Source organism: Acinetobacter sp. UBA3461, from assembly GCF_002381195.1.
Lineage (GTDB): Bacteria > Pseudomonadota > Gammaproteobacteria > Pseudomonadales > Moraxellaceae > Acinetobacter > Acinetobacter schindleri.
Genome location: NZ_DFRO01000031.1, coordinates 1 through 20,432 on the forward strand (window position 1 = coordinate 1; position 20,432 = coordinate 20,432).

A 20,432-nucleotide genomic window follows, 5' to 3' on the forward strand; every position below is an offset into this window, starting at 1 on the left:
GTATTTGCAGGCTCGTTTGCACTTGCTGGCTTTGCTACCTTAAACATGTTGTCAATATTTTGATCAAAACCATCTTCTAGATTTTGGATATTTTCCTGATCCGACGGCGCACTGGCTGTTTGAATAAGCTGCTCATTTTCTACCGTATGGCTTGAGTCTGCACCTTGCTCGTTTTCTGCTGTTAATTGTGCAGCAGTGATGTCTTTATGATCCTGATAATAATTATAACCGAGCAAAACTAAACCTACTGATAGCACTCCAAGCACAAATCCGCTCAATAAGTAAAATTGCGGAGAATGAGACAGAGGCGTTAAAGGCTGTAAAATACGAATATGTTTATTATTTTGATATGCCATAGTCGGTGCAATATTTACGGTAAATGGATGGTGATATAAGCCTGTTCCGTAGGAACACTAATCACATTTTGATATTGAGCGAATGCTGCATGGCGGTCTTTGGACAATACATAGTGCAAACCCATAAAGCTTGCCAACGCAAAGAGCAGCCAGAAAATCAAAATCCAGAAAAATGGTAATTCGCGATGAATGATGTGTTTAATCTGATCCGGAATAGCGGAAAAAGGAGAAAAGGCTTTTTTCCCTTTGAGATAATCAATTTGATCACCGACCCGACTAATCAGACTATTCAGCTGACTCATCGATTCAATCCGGTATTTTCCATGAAAGCCTAACAATAAACAGTAATGATAGACTTCAAGAACGGCGAGGCGTTCTTTGTCTTTATTGCGGATTTCTTCCATGTATTCAAAGAAACGATAACCTGCCAGTTGTGATCCAAACAGACTTAGTTGGAGTGGACTCATCATCCAGAAATTTTGCAGATCAAAAAAATGCGGAGCTTGCTGGGTCACGATGGTTTCATCGAGTAATGCGCAATAGGCATATTTTGCATCATGAATATCTTCAGCAGAAAATTGCAGTTTTCTCGCCTGAGTCTCAAAACGTGACAGCATATCCAGTACTTTCTGGCGGAAGGATTCCAAATCGGAAGGTACATACTGATTACGAATCAGAAATACCACATAGAATCCATCATGTAACAGATCGACTAGACTGGCAGTCGCTGAGTGTGGATGTGTATCTGTATTTGTTATAGCTGTAAAACCGGTGCCAATTTGTCCGTCGTCAAATAGTGAAGGGGCATTATTTAGACTATTCATTATTTTTATCCATTTACTACAGCAATCAGCTCAATTGAAATGTCCTGGAACCCACTCGGGATATAGACACAAATGGTCTCGGACTCAATCATGCGCTGATACAGTTCATTATTCGGTTCTATCTCAAAATAGCTCACACCTGAACGTACCGGAATCGCGGTCGGCACCTGAATCAGATGCTGAACTGGCACTGCGGGTAAAGCGGCAATGACCCGCTGTTCAACATCAACCGTACTGCCTACTTTGAAGCGTATCGGTACATAGGCAATCAGGTCATGGCTTGGCATTACACTACTGGATACCGCGAGATACAAACGGGTATCCCGGGAAATTTTGTCTGTTTCAAGACTCCCCACCCAATAAGATGGGCGGGTTTCTTTCAGGGTAATACTGATATAGCGGTTTGAAATAATCGTATCCAGCAGCTCACGTAAAATGACATCCAGCTGGCCAAAACTGTCCTGTAAATGATGATGCTGATATTGCGGTAACTGGTCGACAGCATACGTGGTTGAAAAAGTCAGTAATGATCCAATCAGACGCAATAATTCGGAATAGAGACGTTCTGGATGAATGCGTGGATATTGCAGGATGTGATTTAGAGTGGCATGGGCAGTATTGAGTGCATTCACCAACCAGAAAGACACAATATCGCCAGAACGGAATTCAATCAGTTTTTGTTCATTTTCACGGTTGTTGTTCTGAATAGTTTTTATTTTGGCGCGAATAATATTCAAAGTCCGCTTCAGATTATTCAGTAGATTTTCTGAGGCTTCGATATGCAGAATCGGTGGGATAAATTTATGATCCAGCACAAAATGCCCTGAGCTTTGGCGTTTCATTGTTGCAATCGGCATATAAAAATAACCATCGAGGGCCTGTTCAGGTTCCTGGCTGATTTCAAAAATCTTGAATTCCGCACGACGGCGTAACAGGGTAATTTCAGCTGTAGCGGCATTGGTAAACAGATCATGAGTCGAGCTTAAATGGGAATGATAACGGCTGGACTGTGAACTATCTTCATGATTAAGATTTTGTTTACTTGCCTGAACCATCGGTAAAGCAAGATAAATAGCCATTTCTGTACGCAGATTCAGGCTTTCTAGTTGCACGGGCTCAGGTAATAGATCCTGTGAAGGTGCACGATAAATTTCCCCATCTTGCCAGACCATTTCAATCCGGCTGAGTGCCATGATATTCATGCTGAATTGGGCTTCATCAAATTCAATCACTTGAATTCCATAGGCAAAAGGAAAGGTTGCCTGAATCATCTGGTTCAGACGTTGTTCATGATAGGCATCTTGTAACTGAAAATGCTGAGGTCGTAAAAATAAACCTTCCCCCCAAAGAACTTTTTCTGCTTTAAACATTCAGTCTTACCACTCACTATTCGAATTATTCATATCGGGTACACCTAGTAACTCTTGCACCTGTTCCAGGGGATTCTCATTTTTAATCACGTGTGCCAGCCATTCGTGTAGCGGCATCTGGCTCCAGCGAATGGTTTTCTGCAGCATATAACTCACCGGGCTGTGCGGTTCATGTATCTGGAAATAATTAGCAATTTCATTTAAGACTTTCAGCGCCTGTTCCCGGTTGGCCAGATGATTTTGTGGCTGTAATCTGAATTGAATCTGCGCAACAGCAGAGACTGTATCCGTATAACCTGGCTGAATTGCTGATTCTTTCGGCTGTAATAAGTTTTCATTATTTTGATGTACCATCTGTTCCACTTTATACAGGCGTTTAATCAGGGCAATAATGGAATCAACCTGTTCATCTATTCCAGAAAAACTCGGTGCATCCAGACCCAATAAATCATCTAGGTTTTTTTTGAGTTGCTGCCAGTGCTGATGAATATCCAAAACCTGCTGGTAGTTTTGGATTTGTACAGAACGGGAGGTTGCCTGTAGCAATTGCTCGAAGTTGTGAAGTTCATCATTGCCAGTTAGAGATTCATGACCTTCATCCTGCTGACTTTGACGCAGCCGGATATTTTGTTGATGTAAAAATGCCTCATAATTTCCCAAATGATAAAACGGTGCCTGACTGACCACGGGAACCTGTTTCATCAACGCTGGAATCTGGCTGATTAAGCCTTGCAGTAAACCCAGGCGCTGATCTAAATCATCTTCCTCAATTAAAGGATGTAAATCCGGCCAATATTGCTGAATACTTCGATGGCTCAGTTCCAGGCCACGGGAAATTCCTTCAAATCCGTGAGTTCTTGCCCAAGCTTCAGCTAACCAGGTGTAAAGTCGCAGATCTTTGGTTTTTTCACTTAAGAGCTCAACCGATTTATTCAATACAAAATGCCAGTCTGCCTGACGTGGCTCAGAGATCCAGTCACCTTGATCCAGCAAAGGATCATCTTGAGTTCTGGCCTTTTTAATGGCATGAAAGTCATTTGAAAATGAGCAGTCCTCACCACAGGGCCGATGAACAGAGATGGGGGCAAGCAGTTGTTCAATATCTAGGGGCATTCTTCACCTGAAACTTATTCTTTTTCTCTAATTTTTAAATCTGGCTTTATACGGCATCCGTTTTCTTTTTTTCGGGTGCGTTTGGTTTTCATTTTCGGTTGCTGTTGATCTAAAAGATAAGTAATCTCATCATTTTCAACCTCAATCCGAATTTTCTCAGGCACTTTTTCTTCACTGAGTGCCATTAAAATTTCGGTGGCTAAAGCAGGCAATACACTGGCATTCAGAATATGGTCAACATTACGTGCACCGCTATCCACTTCTGTACAACGGCTTAAAATCAGTTCTAACAGATCGCCGCTATAAGTGACTTCGGTTTTATATTGCATTTGAACACGCTGAATAATTTTACCGAGTTTATGTTCAATAATTTTGAGTAGTAGATCATCATGCAACGGGAAGTACGGTACGATCTGCATACGTCCCAAGAACGCCGGTTTAAACTGCTGATATAAACTAGGTTTAAGCTGTTCGATCAGCTCCTTTGCACTTGGCCAGTTTTCAGGTTGATGATTCAGACAGGCCTGCATTATGGCAGAGGATCCGACATTAGACGTCAGTAAAATCGTGGTATTTTTAAAATCAATCAGCCGTCCTTCACCATCTTCTAGCATACCTTTGTCAAAGACCTGATAGAATAATTCCTGTACATCACGATGCGCTTTTTCAATTTCATCCAGCAACACCACGCTATATGGATTGCGGCGAACAGCTTCAGTCAGTACACCACCTTGACCATAACCGACATAGCCTGGAGGCGCACCTTTTAATGAAGAAACAGTATGGGCTTCCTGATATTCTGACATACTGATGGTAATCAGATGTGATTCACCACCATACAATTCATTTGCCAGGGCGAGGGCAGTTTCAGTTTTTCCAACACCACTTGGACCAATCAGTAGGAACACACCTTGGGGTTTATTCGGATCTTCCAGTCTGGCTTTAGAAGTTTTAATGCCTTGTACCAGTTGCTGCAGGGCATAATCTTGCCCCATCACACGCTGTGCCAGACGGTTTTCAAGCTCTAATACCTGCCTGATTTCATCATTAACCATTTTACCCACTGGAATACCCGTCCAATCCGAAATGATTTCATGAATGATGCTGACATTGACGCGTTCAAAGACCAGTGGATTTTTTTGCTGTACTTCAACTAGTTCTGCACGTAACGCCGCAATTTTTTGACTGGATTTTTCATCCTGGTCTTGTGCCTGAAACTGCCGGATCTGCTGAACAAGGTGCAATTCATGTTGCCATTGATCTTCCAGACATTGGATGCTGTGCTGAAGCACTACAATTTTTACTGAAAGATCATTAAGTCGTTCATGATGAATGGGCAGGTTCTGGTTTTCTTGAGTGAGTAATTTATGCTCCAGTTCCAGATTATGCAATTGTGCCTGCAGTTGATCGAGTTGTGCCGGTTGAGTATTCTGAGTCAGTGCAACGCGTGCGGCGGCAGTGTCTAAGACACTAATTGCTTTATCGGGTAACTGACGTCCACTAATATAGCGATGCGACGCATGTACCGCAGCAATAATCGCTTCATCATCAATCTGCAAATTAAAATGCTGAACCATTACTGGAATCATGCCGCGCAGCATATCAATCGCGACTGCTTCTGTCGGCTCCTCAACTTTGACGACCTGAAAACGGCGGCTGAGCGCTGCATCTTTTTCAAAATACTGTTTGTATTCCGCCCACGTGGTTGCAGCAATAGTACGTAATTCACCTCGTGCAAGTGCTGGCTTGAGTAAATTCGCAGCATCATTCTGACCGGCCTGGCCACCCGCACCAATCAGGGTATGCGCTTCATCAATAAACAGGATGATTGGATAGGCAACACTTTGTACTTCCTGAATTACTTGTTTCAGTCGGTTCTCAAATTCACCTTTGACACTGGCGCCTGCCTGTAACAGCCCCATGTCCAGCACATGTAATTGCACATTTTTCAGGGCATCAGGGACCTGTTGCTGGGCAATTTTGAGAGCCAATCCTTCCACTACAGCCGTCTTGCCGACTCCCGGCTCACCTGTCAAAATCGGATTGTTCTGACGACGGCGCATCAAAATATCCAGCATCAAACGAATTTCAAATTCACGCCCAATCACTGGATCAATTTTTCCTTGAATAGCTTTCTGGGTCAGATTAATCGTGTACTGATCCAGTGCAGGAGTTTTTTTTGCAGTCGTTTCAGCATTTTGATGGACTACTAGCTGAGACGTTACTAATTGAGCTGACACATTTTCAATACTGTCCTGGCACAAATCCAGGAACTGATGCTTCATTGTATCAATTGGAATCAGCTCAAAAATTGCGGATGAACGCATTGCAATTTGAGACAGTTCAGACGCAGTCAGTAAAGCCACAAGCAGATGACCACTACGGATGACGGGTTCTTTTTCAGCGGAGGCCAGTAGCCAACCCTGCTCAAGTAAGCGGATAATTGACGTGGCAAAAATAGGGATGCGCGAATTGCCTTTGTTAAGCTGAAATAAACTTTCCTTTAGATCATCTAGCAGAGCTTCTTTAGAAAGTTTGTAGTTTTTAAGCAATAACTGGACATCATTTAGCTGGTTATGCGAGAGTAATTCGAGAAAAAAATGTTCAATTTCGATTTCGTAATTTTGCTGATGAATACAGGTGTTGGCAGATTTCTTAAGACATAAACGTGCATGATCAGATAATTTAGTAATTAAAATTTTCAGATTATTCATGTATTTCTCATTATTTATTTTTACAAGGCACAATCTTTTTAAGGTTTGAAAGATAGGATGGTGCTGTTGTTGTTATTTATTTGCATGACTGCAATTGAATCAGTTCTTCTGATCAATTTTACCCTAATATTTATATGTTTTTAAAAGAATAAAAGTCATATAATCTTTAACATTTTTTTAGAGACTGTTAAAAAATATTTTACAAAAGTCAATTTTTGTTGTTGACTTAGTGTGATCATTTTTTGTTAAATTCGCAAGATGATTTTTAAATAATAAATACAGAAAAGTCATTTCAAGTAAAAAATTAAACAACCAGAAAAAGAAAAGTTTGAGGCTAATTTTGAAAAAAAATATGAGTTACATACTCGTGCTGATGCTGGCTGTCTGCACGATGAGTCTGATGCAGACGCATGCTGCAACCCTAAAAAAATCATGTCTTAAAGTTCATCCACTGGCCGAAGGAGATACTGATCCAGAAATCCTGCAACAGTATGAACAGCTTTGTGCCAAAGCCACTCGGAAAGATTTTAATTTACAGCATAAAATCAAAGCCGATATTGCTCAACTTTATCTGGATCGTGGTCTGCATCTGAAAGCACTTCAAGCAGTAGATCAGTTAAGTCGTGAAAATTACATAACACGTCAACTAACAGATATTAGCTTCCTTGCTGGTGTTGCGATTTCTAATCATGCCCTGAACTATATGCGCACTACAGAAATCCGTCCGCTGAATGAAGAAACCTACGCTATTACCAAAGTTTTTAATGACAATGTACGTTTATCCCAACCCGTCACGGTTATGCCTCTAAGGGCAGAGAAGGATTCAGGCAACAAGAAAAAAACGGTGACCACGGCAAATAAAAAAAACAGCTCGGCTAAAACACGTATAAATGCTCCTGTACGGAGTCAAACAAAAGAAACGTCGAGCAGGAATATTGTCGCCAAGAGAATAGAGCCGGTCGTCCTCCCTAATGTCCAGTCTAGCTCCAACCCATTTGGCGCACTTCGAAGCAACTAATAAAAAATAATTCATAGGAATCAGCAATATGGCTAAGCGTGAAAGTGTACAGAAGAAATTACAGCGGATTCGTCCACCGCGTGTGCAATTGACTTACGATGTAGAAGTTGGGGATGCCCGCGAAGTCAAGGAGTTGCCCTTTGTAGTCGGCGTGCTGGGAGATTTTTCAGCAGCATCTGAACTGGAAAAAACCAAGCTAAAAGACAAGAAATTTATCAATGTAGATTTAGACAATATTGATGAAGTGATGGAGTCTCTGGCACCACGGGCCAGCTTTCAGGTTGAAAATACCCTGACCGAAGAGGGAGGCAAGATGTCTGTGGATCTGACCTTCAATTCCATGGATAACTTTAAGCCAGAACAGGTCGTGCAGCAGGTAGCTCCATTACGTCGACTGGTTGAAGCACGTGAACGTTTAACAGATTTGCGTAATAAAATTTCCAATAATGAACGTCTGGAAGATCTCCTGGATGAAGTACTAAAAAGTACTGATCAGATCCGCAAGATGAGTGTGGAGGCGGAGCATGAGTAATATAAATGCAGCAACCGCTGAACACCTGAATGTTGAAGAATACTCATTACTTGACTCTATCGTCGAGCGTAGCCGTATCGCCCGTACCGATGAAGAGCATGACCGTGCCAAAAGTCTGATTGGTGAACTGGCACGTGAAGTCATGGCAGGAACAATTACTGTATCCGATAACATGACCCTTGCACTGGACAAGCGTATTGCTGAAATCAATGCCCTGATTTCAACCCAGCTGAGCAAGATCATGCATCATGAAGCATTCCAGAAGATTGAATCAACCTGGCGTGGCTTATATTATTTCTGTCAGGAAACTCCATCCAACTCTTTGATTAAAATCCGGATGTTGAATACTACCAAAAAGGAATTGATTAAGGATTTCCAAAGTGCCACTGATTTTGATCAAAGCACCTTATTCAAGAAAATCTATGAAGAAGAATATGGCTCTTTTGGTGGAGCACCTTATGCTACCTTGATTGGTGATTTCGAGTTTGATCGGACGCCATCAGACATGTATTTGCTGGAACAGATTTCACATGTGGCAGCAGCAGCGCATGCACCATTTATTTCTGCAGCCAGCTCAAGCATGTTCGGGCTGGAATCATTTACCGATATCGATCGTCCACGTGATGTGTCCAAGATTTTTGAAACTGCTGAATATGTACAGTGGCGTTCATTCCGTGAAAGTGATGATGCACGCTATGTTGCATTGACCATGCCACGTGTATTAGGACGTCTGCCATATCATCCGAAAGAAGGAACAGCGACCGAAGGTTTTAACTATGTAGAAGAAGTATCGGGTGAAGATCATCACGAATATCTGTGGATGAATGCAGCTTATACTTTTGCTACCCGCTTAACCAATGCTTTTGATATGCATGGCTGGTGTGCTGCGATTCGTGGTGTCGAAGGCGGCGGCCTGGTTGAAGGACTTCCTGTACATACCTTTAAAACGCATGACGGTGACGTGGTATTCAAATGTCCAACCGAAATTGCGATTACGGACCGACGCGAGAAAGAGCTGAGTGATCTTGGTTTTATACCACTAGTGCATTGCAAAAATACCGATTATGCCGCGTTTTTTGGTGCTCAATCGACTCAGAAGCCGAAAAAATATGACAATGATGCCGCGAATGCCAATTCTGCTTTATCGATCCAGATTCAGTACATCATGGCAGTTTCACGTATCGCACATTATTTAAAAGCGATGATGCGTGACAAGGTGGGAAGTTTTGCTTCTGCAGGCAATGTTGAAGCCTTCCTGAATGACTGGTTATCTCAATATGTATTACTGGATGACGGCGCCTCTCAGGAATCAAAGGCGCAATATCCTTTGCGTGAAGCGTCAATCAAGGTTGTAGAAAATCCAGCTGAACCTGGTCACTACAAATCAGTGGTCTTCTTACGACCACATTTTCAGCTTGATGAGTTATCAGTATCCCTGCGACTTGTCACTGAACTGCCGCAATCGAGCAATTAGGTCGGTTGCATTTTCTATTATTGATTATAAAACAGGATAAAAATAACAATGAAAGACATATACGTCCAATTTCGCGGCAAATATAAAGTCGATGGTGAATCACGCGATTCTGAACATAAAAGTTGGCTTGAAGTAAATTCCTGGTCACACAATATTCGCCAGCCAAAATCTGCGACGTCTTCAAGTGTGGGTGGTCATACCGCTGAGCGTGTAGAACATTCTGACATGATTTTTGTCAAAGATCTGGATGCTACCAGCCCGAAACTTTGGGAAGCATGTTCTGCCGGTTATACTTTTGATGAAGTTCAGATTGACTTCTACCGTGCCAACGGCGACAAGCGTATCAAGTACTTACAGATTAAACTGAAACATGTTCTGGTTTCTCAAGTCATGCCAAGCGTGAATGAAGAAGGTGTACCGACTGAAGCGTTCGGTCTGAAATATGCTGCGGTTGAGTGGACTTATAACCAGCAGGATATCAACGGTACACAGAAAGGTGCCGTAACCAAAAAATGGTCATTATCCAATAATACGGCATCTTACGCTGCTTAATGCTTCTGAATTTAGAGGCTTGCATCTGCAGGCCTCTATCTGAATGAATAAATATCAAATGGATGATGGAAACACATGAATCTGGATCAGCTTTATTCTTATGGATTCCGTTCGACCTTGTTTGATCGACTACTGCCACAGGATGAAACTCGTACACAGGGTATGTCGATTCAACAGTTGCGTGAAGCCGTTGCGGCAGATCTGGAAGATCTGTTGAACAGCCGTATGGCCACGCTCAACCATGTAATTGATGATTATATGCTGGTCAAAAATTCCATTCTGCAATTTGGAATTATTGATTTTGTGGGCTTATCGACTGCAAATCCGATGGATCGTGACAAGATTTGTCGCTCGATTGAAGCTTCTATTTCAGCACATGAACCACGGCTTAAGCATGTCTGGGTGGAAATGCTGCTAGATGAAAACAATATGGGTAGCCTGTGCTTAAGTATTCAGGCCTATTTAAATATCCATCCTTTATACGAGCCTGTAGTTTTTGATGCTTTATTAAAACCGACCACACAACAATATGTTATTTTGCCAAGATCATAATAAGAATGAGCGCGATTGAAGAATTATTACCTTATTACGAAAAACAACTGCAGGAATTTAGCCAGCAGTCCCGTGAGTTTGCCAATAAATATCCAAAAATTGCCCAACGCCTGTCTTTAAATCAGGAACAGATTGACGATCCGCATATTGAGCGCCTGATTCAGGCATTCTCATTGATCTCGGCACGGATTGATAAAAAGCTATATGACAGCTATGAAATATTTACCCGTTCGATTTTTGAGGTGATGTTTCCCCAGTATCTAAAGCCTTTTCCAGCCTGTTCAATGGTCAGTTTTGAAGATGCAAATAAAATCAAACAACTGACTGATGTACGTTTGATCCCGAAACATACTTCACTTAAATCCAAAAGTGTGCGTGGTGTGCAGTGTGAATACCGGACGGTGCAGGAGGTGGCTTTACTGCCAATTGCATTGAAATCAGTCCATTTTAAAACCCATCCTTCGGCGCACATTCATCTGAACCGTAATGCGACGCTCGTGTTGGGCTTTGAAATTTTTAATCATCAGTTGAACTTACTACAAAAGCATAAGCTACCGATTTATCTGGATGCGATTTCCAGTTTCCCTTTACAGATGCTGGATCAGGTTTTTAAGACAGAAACCCAGTTTTCGTTAAAGGGCAATGGCCAGGAAATCAAAATTTCAAATCCTTTCGAGCTATCAGGCTTTAGCGAGGAGGAGAGTATAATGCCGGTTGATCAGCACACCCATCAGGCTTATCGACTCTTACTGGAATATTTCTGCTTTCCAGACAAGTTCAGTTTCCTGAACCTGAATCTGGATTTTCTCCATCAGATCGAAGTCGATACATCGAATTTTGAGTTGTATATTCACTTTAAAATGAACCTGAATGATCAGGCTGCGGTTCGCAATTATTCAGAACTGAATCTCTCCAATTTCAAGCTGTTCGTGACGCCAGTGGTTAACCTGTTTGAAAAACAGGCCGAACCGCAGAAGATCAATCATCAGCGACTGGAATATCCACTCCTTTCAGATGCGCATCATCCTGAATATTATCAGGTATATGCTGTCTCCGAGATGAACCTGATTCGTGAAAAGACTGATAAAGAACAGGTTGCTCATCAGGTCTTGCCATTTTTTGCCATGAGTCATTACCGGCATGACGGCGCACAATTTTATTATCATCTGCAGCCAGAAATTGCCAGTACGCAAAAGAATGACCTGAAATTTTCTGTAGTTTCTCGAAGTCTGGAACCGCAGAATACTTCTTCTGATTTTATCAGTAGCCAGTTGCTGTGCTGTAATCGTGATCTGCCTTATGAAAGCTATAATAAGGATCAGAATGCGCTCAGCTTGAATGACAGTCAATTAGCTCGACGCGGACTATTGTTGAAGCGCCCATCATTACCTTATCAATTTAAGCAGAGCCAAAAAGAACAATGGCGCATCATTTCCCATCTTTCCTTGAATAATCTGTCCTTGATGAAAGGCGATGCAGTCACGCATCTGAAGGAATTGCTGGAGCTGTATAACCTGCCGGCTTCCAAGGAAAATCAGCAAATTATTGCAGCAATCCAATCGATTGATTTTTCACTTAGTCAGAAATTACTGGAACACAAACCATTTCCTTTGTTTGTTCGTGGGATTCGTGCGCAGGTCAAAATCGAGAGTGAAGCATTCCGAGGCTCGAGTCTGTATATCTTTGCCCAATTGCTCAATCATATTTTTAATCTGAAAGTGCAAATGAACAGTTATGTAGAAATGATTGTGATTGATGCAGCAACAGAACAGGAGGTATACCAATGCGTGCAGAACGTTGGTGGCAAAAAGCTTCTGTAGTAGAACAGCTGTATCAGCAGCCCACCCGCTTTGAACTGGTGCAGGCAACACGTCTGCTGCGCCATTATCCTGAGCAGAAACACTCAAAAAACTGGAGCAAGAGTTTTAGTTTTGCTAGCTCGCTGAATCTGAATTTCCCCAAATCTGAAATTGAGTCTCTGCAATGGACAGATCAGAAAATTCAGCTGACCAGTCCGATGATTGGTCTGACCGGGACACAGGGAATATTGCCTTATACCTATACCTACCGTATCAAGCAAAGCCCGCGTCAGCAGCGTGAGGAAACCCTGCATTTTCTCGGGTTATTTAACCATAAACTGACCGCGCAATATATCGAAGCTTCAATTCACTATCATCTTCCGGTGCGGTATGAAATTGAGCAGGATAATCATTATCTAGAAATTCTGCATGCGCTGAATGGCTATGTGCGTGAACAGCATCAGCAGCAACATCTGGATGATTATTTTGCTGAATTTTCCGGTCTGATGCAGGGACAGAATAATAGTGCTTATGTGCTGAAAACTATGCTGGGTTGCATGTTCAGGCATCAGGTTCAGATCAGGGAATATTTACCTGAGCAGTTTAAGCTGGATACTGCGCCAAAAGCATCACTGGGCGGATCAAATCCTGCATCACTGGGAATCAATACTTTCTGTGGCGAAGTGCTGACCCAAATTGATGAAAAAATTGAAATCGTGATTGGTCCTTTGAGTCGTCAGGACTATCTAGATTTTCTGCCGCAGCAAAAATATAGCGAAAAACTTAAGCAGATGATTTCAACCTGGTGCAGCCCAACCTTGATGGTGGATCTGCGTCTGGTATTAAGCAAGGCTGAAATCTGTCCAATTCGGCTCGGTGATCAAAGTGCCGGGCTGGGACAAGGTGCTTTTCTGATGCCAAAAGCCGCTGCAGATAATCAGGAAACCTGTTATAGCCTGATGGGGAGAGCAGCTTGATCAAGACCATTGTTGCAACCATTCTGGCACTCATCCTGCTGACAAGCGCTTTGGTGATCTACTACTGGCGCGATGTGCAGTATGATCCGACGGCTATGGAGATGCTGCAGTTTTTTATTCTGCTGCCGGTTTTTTCCGGCTTGTTATTGCTTTCCCCATGGTTGATTTATACATCGCTGAAAGCTTATCAGACAGCTAAAGCAGAAAAGTTAGAAGCCGCTGAAAATCAAGAAAAACAGCTACAACAGCAAAGTGAACTGGAGAAAAATAAAGATAAACCGGTTGAAGAGCAGACTTTAAAAATCTATTCATCCGCAGCAATCCATAGCTTTGGTGAAAATCATGAAATTATTGACGCAATGCAGGCATTCAAAAGCCCGGAACTGGATGAAACCCTGGTCAATCACTATGGACTGCCGATCCTTTCTTATCGCATCCGACATCTGGATGAATTGTTAACCGAAGCAGAAGAGGGTGACACTCTGCACAGCATGCGGCTGCAACGAATCAGTTTGCTGATCCAGCAGCAGATGGAGCAACATGCTGAAAGTCTGTATCACATTGCCACACATCTGAGAAAGTCAGCGATGTTCTATGATGCAGAAACCGCTTATGAATACCGTATGCATCCGGGCTGGATCAATGAACAGTTTGATGAAGAGAATGAAATAGAACCCTCATTTGAGCAGGTGGCACGATTAAATAAGTTGAATCTGCATATTCTGCTGCCAGCAGCATTGATCCATATCTGGCCAGATCAAGCACAACAGGCGCTGATTGAACAGCTAGAACAGCAATATGAAATTGTGCAGCGCCAGATTCATGTCGAGTTCCATTATGTCGATCATCACAATACTTATGCACTCTGGATCAATCTGCTCAATGATATTCAGCAGCAACATGAACAGGTCAGTCTGGTGATTGCAGTACAGTCTGAAATTGATCAGGAGTGGCTGGAACAGCAGTTATGGCAGTCGGAACAATATCTGCCGGGAGAATATGCCGCGAGTATATGCCTGTCTGCTCCACAGTTAAACATTGAAGATTTAATGGAAATTAAATCAATTAAAACCTTAAAGCATGTCAAAAATATTAGTGAATATTTACAGCAACAATGTCCAAATTTTGCTGAACAGTTGCAGCAGGAAGCCGCATTTGTACTATTGCTGGATGATCCATTACAGATCAATACCTCTAAAAAAATTCAGCAGTATTTAGGTACAGCTGGGATAGAACTGCATCACGGCCTGTATTGCCATTCTTATCTGGGCAGTACGGTAGAGATGAAAGCCTTGTTTGGGATATTTTTGTGCATGCAAATGAATGATGATGTCATTACATTGGCCTATACGGTGCAGCATCCTCAGACATTTTTTGTCTGTCAACCTGTCAATATGGTTGAGGAACTAGAACAGAATGCGGCCTGAAAAATTTTAAAAACCTGAAAGATAATAAAGAAATATAAGAGATTACAGTGAATACATTATTTTATACGATCTTGGGATATGTCTGGCAGTATGTGACCAATCCAAAAGTGATGATGGCATTGTCATTTTTCGTGGTGATTATTTCCATGAAAAACACTGTATCGGACCGTGTGTTCTGGATGCTGGTGACGGTTTATAGTCTGATCCTGGTAGTCTGGGGGATTTATACACTGATCCAGCATTATCAGCATGCCAAAAAAGGCGAGGAACTTTCCGAGGCTATTGCCAGTACAACCGAAACTGAACAGAACAAACATAAGAATAAAGAAGAACTGCAGTTGATCCAGCAGCAGATGAAGGAGTCAATTCAACTGATCCGCAAGTCCAGACTTGGAGATCGTAAGGGGAATACGGCACTGTATGAACTGCCTTGGTATATGGTGATTGGCAATCCGGCAGCTGGTAAAAGCTCGGCCATTTACCATTCCGGTTTACGTTTTCCATTTGAAGAACATCATCAACAGATGGTGTCTTCCGGCTTAAGCGGGACCCGTAACTGTGACTGGTTTTTTTCGACCGAAGGGGTCTTACTAGATACGGCAGGGCGTTATTCGGTCTATGCTGAGGACCATTCCGAATGGCTCGGTTTCCTGAATATTCTCAAGAAAAATCGTTCAAAGGCACCCGTGAATGGCCTGATTGTCATTGTCAGTATTGCCGAGCTGGTCAGCCAGAGTCCGGAAAAATCCATTAGATTAGCCAAAAATCTGCGTGCCCGTATTCAGGATCTAACCGAACGTCTGGAAGTCTTTGCTCCCGTGTATCTGGTCTTTTCCAAAATGGACCTGATTGCCGGATTTACCGAATTTTTTGACTGTTATGATGCACAGGAATTTGATCAGGTTTGGGGGGCGACTTTACCATATGCGGCAAATTCCAGCGAGCAGGCGCTGGAGCTGTTTGAGAAGCATTACAACATTTTGTACGATGGTCTGAAAAGTGTCAGTACAACGCATTTGAGCCGTCGGCACTCACAGCATATTTCTCCAAGTGTAATGACTTTTCCACTGGAATTTAAGAGCCTGAAACCGGTGCTAAAAACCTTTATTTCTACACTGTTCCAGGAAAATCCGTACCAGTTTAAACCTATTTTCCGTGGCTTTTACTTTACCAGCGCCTTACAGGATGGCGTGATTGAAAGTCCAATGACGGAACAGATCGCGGATGATTTTCACCTAATCCACAGTGAGGACAGTGACATTGGTTTGCCGAAACAGTCGGTTTCCCAGAATCACGGTTATTTCCTGAAAGGCCTGTTTTCCAATGTGATCCTGAAAGACAAGCATCTGGTACGTCAGCATATTAATCCTGCGAAAAAGCGGCAGCGTTTTATGGCCTTTATCGGTGCAATTCTTGGGGTATCGATTGTCCTCAGTTTATGGTTATGGTCATATCGCAATAACCAACAGCTCATTGCCGAAGTTCAGGCCGACCTGAACAAAGTGGTGCAGATACAGGCACAAGCAAACCGTTCACTGAGCCATCAACTGGATGCCTTAATGATTTTACAGGGGCATCTGCAGCAACTGGATCAGTTTGATCATGACCGTCCACTGAAATACAGCTTTGGTTTATATCAGGGTAACCAGATTCGAGAAAAACTGGAAACTGAATACCTTAAGGGTATTGAACAGCTAGTGCTTCAGCCTACCCAGCAGCAGATTGCACAGTATCTGCAACGTGTTAAGGCAAATGAAGCGGTGCTAAAAGAAAATTATATTCAGGTGAAAATGAATCATGTGGCGCAAGGCCGCCAGATTGCTTCTGAACCTTCAGACCAGAATCCTCAGGATGCTTATAATGCCTTAAAAACCTATCTGATGCTGAGCAATCGCCAGTATATGGATTCCAGTCATTTAAGTGATCAGCTGACACGTTTTTGGCGCACATGGCTGGAACAAAACCGCGGTGAAATACCGCGGGGTGAAATGCTCCAGAAAGCCGAGCAGATTCTGGGTTATGCCATTACATTGTCAGGACGAAACAGTTTCCCTCAGTTGAATTCTGATGCAGTATTGGTGGATCAGACCCGTCAGATATTGACAGCGATTACCACCGGTATTTCTGCACGTGACCGTGTCTATAATGAAATCAAGAGTCGTGCGGCCGTGCGTTTCCCCGCAATGACAGTCAAACAGATTCTGGGTGAAACCAACCAGAATGCCATGTTGGGAAGCTATGCTTTGCCGGGAATTTATACCTATCCGGCATGGAAAGGTTATGTACAGGAAGCCATCGAGCAGGCAGCGAGCAGCACAACCGATAGTCGGGACTGGGTGCTGAATACCACGCAATCTGATGATCTCAGCTTTAGTGGTAGTCCTGAGCAGATCCGTCGTCAACTGACTGAGCTCTATAAGAAAGAATATATTGCAGAATGGCGTAAATTCCTGAACGCGATTCATTATGCCAAAGCAGGCGATTTCAATCAGCAGATCAAGCAGATGGATCTCTTGGGCGAACCGGAACATTCTCCAATCCGTATCTTGATCCAACGTGTGGCCCAAGAGACCAGCTGGGATAATCCGATGGTTCAGGCAGAACTGGCAGTGCCGCAAAAAGGCTTTATTGCCTGGTTTAAGCGCAAAGTGCTGAATCGTGATGAAGCGAAGCAAGTGCAACAGGCCAATAGCCCGTTAGGGCATGGTGTGATTGCACGTGAGTTCCAGATGTTCTATCAGATGGTACGTCAGCGCGATGATCTGCAGAATCAATCGCTTCTGGATGGTTACATGCAGTCAATGGCAAAAATCCGTAGCCAGTTCAATGATCTAAAAAGCTCAGGTGATATTGGTCCTGCCAGTATGGCTCTGGTCAAACAGACCATTCATGAACAGAACTCCATTTTTAACACCAGCCAAAAATTTGTGGCAGAGAAAATGGCGGCGGGGACGACAGAGCTGGATCAGCAACTGTTACAAAGACTTCTGGTTGCACCATTAACCCAATCCTTTGAGGGACTGCTGGTTCCTGCACAAGCTGAAATAAACAAGCTCTGGACCATGCAATCTTATCAGCCATTTAGCCAGAATCTGGCTCAAAAATATCCATTTAGCAGTCAGGCAACCTTACAGGCCACTTCCAATGAAATTAACCAGATTTTTGGTGAAAGTGGCAGTATTGCACGCTTTGTGAAAGAACATCTGGATCCACTGGTGATCCGACGTGGCTATACCTTGACCTCAAAAACCTGGCAGGATCTGGGAATCAGTCTGAACCCGGCTTTTGTAGCAAATTTCCAGACTTATGTCGCACCTGCTCATGGGGTTGCAACAGGCGAACTAAAACAGGGGCAGGGTAAAGCTCCTGCTGCAAGCCAGTCCAATTTCCAGTTCTATCCATTGGAAAATCCTCAGCTTTTAGCTTATACCTTTGATATCGATGGGCAACGCATGCTGTTTGAAAATGGCATACAGCAATGGGTGAACTTTGTCTGGCCAAATCCGGGCGCGATTCCAGGCGCACGCATTACGCTAGTGGATCTTGAGGGGAAAACGCATACCATTTTTGATGAACCGGGCGAATATGGCATTAACCGTCTGATTGAAAGTGCACAACGTACCCAAAAAGGCAGCAATTTTGAGATGGTCTGGAAGAGCAAGGAAGACCCGGAACTCCTGGTAAAAGTAAACTTCCGTCTGGTCAGTGGCCAGAATGCCAGTTCTATCGGCGGACAGCCAAACTATGCCAACCTGCAACTGATGGATCAGGTCGTTTCCAATAAATCGGTACGTGTCGTGGCTGCGCAAAGTGTTCCTGTATCGGTACACAATCCGGCCACGGCATTAGCTAATACGGGAGCAGCTGTACCATGATGAGGATTCATTTCAAGTTAAAGAAAATGGTGGAGGTGAGTAATGCATGAGTTAAAAACCACACTACTTTATTATGGTAAATGTCCAGCACGTGGCGATTTTCTCAAGTCACGTGGACAATATCAGCTCATTCAACTGATTGATCAGTGGATTACGGAAGCATTGGAGTTTGCCATGCAGAAGGCAGATTTCAAGCAGACCTATGCGCAATTACCCGCGCTGGATTTCTTTATTGCCAATCCACAAGAAAAACTGTTTTTGCTGGCTAACTTAATTGCCAGTGAAGACAGTTCAGGGCGGCAGTTTCCAATGATACTCAGTCATCTGATTGAGCATGAACAACCATTTGAAAATATCATGTATTCGCCATTGTGCTACAAATCGGCTCTGGTTGAGCTTTATCAATGTAACCGGGTAATGCGTTCCATTCGTGATACTGATATTTTGCTAGATAAACTAAGCAAGCTGAGCAACCAGATTCTGGTCCCCAGCCAAGAAGAAGCGCAGGAATTTTATCAACATCATACAATTCATTCATTTGCTAAGCTGATGAATCTGAGTACCTATCAGCTGGCACAGAGCCTGATTGGATTGGGTTTATTGTTGCAACCGATTGTTCAGCAAGGTACTAGTCGCCTGAATAAAGTGCTAATTTTACCTATTCATAATATGAGTTATTGCTATGAAATTGCAGCATTTTGGGTCAGCCTGATCAGCCAGTTTTTGCAATATCATCATACAGAACTGTTGATTGGTATATTACATAAAGAACAGCCTATTTTATTATTTGGTTTTAAAGGTGCAGATATACTGGCTTTAAGCGATATTTTTACCGAAAACTTAGATAGTCAACACTGGGTATCCTTGATCAATGCAGCCTGGATTGATCAGTATCTAGAAAATATTGCAGGTTTGGCAGCCTTGGAACAGTCCTTAAGTGAACGTCAGATGAGTTTGGCTCAAGGCGTTAGATTATTTAAACAGACATTTGTAGAAGCATAAAATGAAAATAAAAAACAAATACTTGAAAATAAAATATATTTTTAAAATCAATATTTTAATATACTTTTTATTGAGTTTTTCAGTGTGTGCGCAACCGATCATTATTGAAGGTGCTGTACCCACTGAGATGACCAAACAGGAAATGCTGAGTAAATTATATACAACTTATGGGCAGAAAAATGTGGTGGACCGCATCCAGATCCGTCAGGTCACCGCACCAGCAGACTGGTCAAATACAGTCAGTACAGTAATTCATGAAGATCTGAAAAAGGTCAAAAACGGTAAATTAACAGTAAAAGGTACTGATATTCAGCTCACAGGTAAAGTATCAAATCCTCATGAAATTCAGGAAATTACAGCAAAATTTCAGGGATTAACACCAGCAAGTTACCGCTTAAATACCCAGCTTTCAGTCAATCAGGCTGAACAGCAGATCATTGATGCAGCATTAAAGAATCGAATTATTGAGTTTGAATCTGGTAGTGCGGTATTAGCATTTTCAGGTGCACAGATCCTGGATGAAATGGTCATTGCTTTAAACAAGGTGGGTGCTAAAAAAATACGGATTATTGGACATACGGATAGTTCAGGCAATGCTCATCAAAATCTGCAATTGAGTCAGCAACGTGCAGAAGCAGTAAAGACTTATTTAATCAAAAAAAATATTCCAGCACATTTGCTCAGTACTGATGGTTTAGGTGCAAGTAAACCTGTAGCGGAAAATACCACAGCTGAAGGTCGAAAGAAAAACCGTAGGATTGAGTTTGAAGTACTTTAAAAATATAAGTTGCTTGAGCAACAACATAGATAATCGTATTATTAATAGTTGTTATTCACCAATTAAAAT

15 protein-coding genes and 1 pseudogene are annotated in these 20,432 nt (G+C 42.6%); 11 read left to right on the forward strand and 5 right to left on the reverse strand.

Annotation, left to right across the window (positions count from 1 at the left end; translation table 11 throughout):
• The 5 genes and pseudogenes from B3D47_RS09535 to tssH form a co-directional block, all read right to left on the reverse strand.
• A pseudogene (locus tag B3D47_RS09535) lies at positions 1 to 356 on the reverse strand (hypothetical protein); the annotation flags it as partial.
• A 14-nt stretch (positions 357 to 370) separates the two neighbouring features.
• Entirely contained in the window at positions 371 to 1,180 is an 810-nt protein-coding gene (icmH, locus tag B3D47_RS09540; protein ID WP_286861696.1) for a type IVB secretion system protein IcmH/DotU, read from the reverse strand.
• 5 nt (positions 1,181 to 1,185) lie between these two features.
• Positions 1,186 to 2,550 (reverse strand): type VI secretion system baseplate subunit TssK, encoded by a 1,365-nt coding sequence (tssK, locus tag B3D47_RS09545; protein WP_163171375.1) that lies wholly within the window; start codon positions 2,548 to 2,550, stop codon positions 1,186 to 1,188.
• 6 nt (positions 2,551 to 2,556) lie between these two features.
• Positions 2,557 to 3,663 carry a type VI secretion system protein TssA gene (gene tssA / locus B3D47_RS09550; RefSeq protein WP_286861700.1) on the reverse strand — a complete coding sequence of 369 codons (1,107 nt, stop codon included), beginning with the start codon at positions 3,661 to 3,663 and terminating at the stop codon, positions 2,557 to 2,559.
• Positions 3,664 to 3,677: 14 nt separating this feature from the next.
• On the reverse strand, positions 3,678 to 6,377 hold the full coding sequence (gene tssH / locus B3D47_RS09555) for a type VI secretion system ATPase TssH (protein ID WP_286861702.1): 2,700 nt from the start codon (positions 6,375 to 6,377) through the stop codon (positions 3,678 to 3,680).
• Positions 6,378 to 6,729: 352 nt separating this feature from the next.
• Here tssH and B3D47_RS09560 point away from each other — a divergent pair, with 352 nt between their 5' ends.
• From B3D47_RS09560 to B3D47_RS09610, 11 genes are all read left to right on the forward strand, one after another.
• Positions 6,730 to 7,395 (forward strand): hypothetical protein, encoded by a 666-nt coding sequence (locus tag B3D47_RS09560; RefSeq protein ID WP_257230425.1) that lies wholly within the window; start codon positions 6,730 to 6,732, stop codon positions 7,393 to 7,395.
• Between the two features lie 28 nt (positions 7,396 to 7,423).
• Positions 7,424 to 7,927 carry a type VI secretion system contractile sheath small subunit gene (tssB, locus tag B3D47_RS09565; protein ID WP_180184144.1) on the forward strand — a complete coding sequence of 168 codons (504 nt, stop codon included), beginning with the start codon at positions 7,424 to 7,426 and terminating at the stop codon, positions 7,925 to 7,927.
• Positions 7,920 to 9,401, forward strand: a complete 1,482-nt coding sequence (gene tssC / locus B3D47_RS09570; RefSeq protein WP_286861708.1) for a type VI secretion system contractile sheath large subunit — start codon at positions 7,920 to 7,922, stop codon at positions 9,399 to 9,401. The genes tssB and tssC overlap by 8 nt, the downstream gene beginning before the upstream one ends.
• Positions 9,402 to 9,449: 48 nt before the next feature.
• Entirely contained in the window at positions 9,450 to 9,953 is a 504-nt protein-coding gene (locus B3D47_RS09575; protein WP_048882783.1) for an Hcp family type VI secretion system effector, read from the forward strand.
• Between the two features lie 75 nt (positions 9,954 to 10,028).
• Positions 10,029 to 10,505 (forward strand): type VI secretion system baseplate subunit TssE, encoded by a 477-nt coding sequence (tssE, locus tag B3D47_RS09580; protein ID WP_286861710.1) that lies wholly within the window; start codon positions 10,029 to 10,031, stop codon positions 10,503 to 10,505.
• A gap of 5 nt (positions 10,506 to 10,510) precedes the next feature.
• Positions 10,511 to 12,325, forward strand: coding sequence for a type VI secretion system baseplate subunit TssF (gene tssF / locus B3D47_RS09585; protein WP_286861712.1), 1,815 nt, complete (start codon positions 10,511 to 10,513; stop codon positions 12,323 to 12,325).
• Complete coding sequence (gene tssG, locus B3D47_RS09590; RefSeq protein WP_286861714.1) at positions 12,289 to 13,281, forward strand: type VI secretion system baseplate subunit TssG; 993 nt, start codon at positions 12,289 to 12,291, stop codon at positions 13,279 to 13,281. Before tssF ends, tssG begins: the two co-directional genes overlap by 37 nt.
• Positions 13,278 to 14,708 (forward strand): hypothetical protein, encoded by a 1,431-nt coding sequence (locus B3D47_RS09595; protein ID WP_286861716.1) that lies wholly within the window; start codon positions 13,278 to 13,280, stop codon positions 14,706 to 14,708. The genes tssG and B3D47_RS09595 overlap by 4 nt, the downstream gene beginning before the upstream one ends.
• A gap of 47 nt (positions 14,709 to 14,755) precedes the next feature.
• Positions 14,756 to 18,583, forward strand: coding sequence for a type VI secretion system membrane subunit TssM (gene tssM, locus B3D47_RS09600; RefSeq protein ID WP_286861718.1), 3,828 nt, complete (start codon positions 14,756 to 14,758; stop codon positions 18,581 to 18,583).
• 42 nt (positions 18,584 to 18,625) lie between these two features.
• Positions 18,626 to 19,585: a type VI secretion system-associated protein TagF gene (gene tagF, locus B3D47_RS09605; RefSeq protein WP_286861720.1), complete on the forward strand. Its 960-nt coding sequence runs from the start codon at positions 18,626 to 18,628 to the stop codon at positions 19,583 to 19,585.
• A 7-nt stretch (positions 19,586 to 19,592) separates the two neighbouring features.
• Positions 19,593 to 20,363 (forward strand): OmpA family protein, encoded by a 771-nt coding sequence (locus B3D47_RS09610; RefSeq protein ID WP_376747602.1) that lies wholly within the window; start codon positions 19,593 to 19,595, stop codon positions 20,361 to 20,363.
• The last annotated feature ends 69 nt before the right edge of the window (positions 20,364 to 20,432 follow it).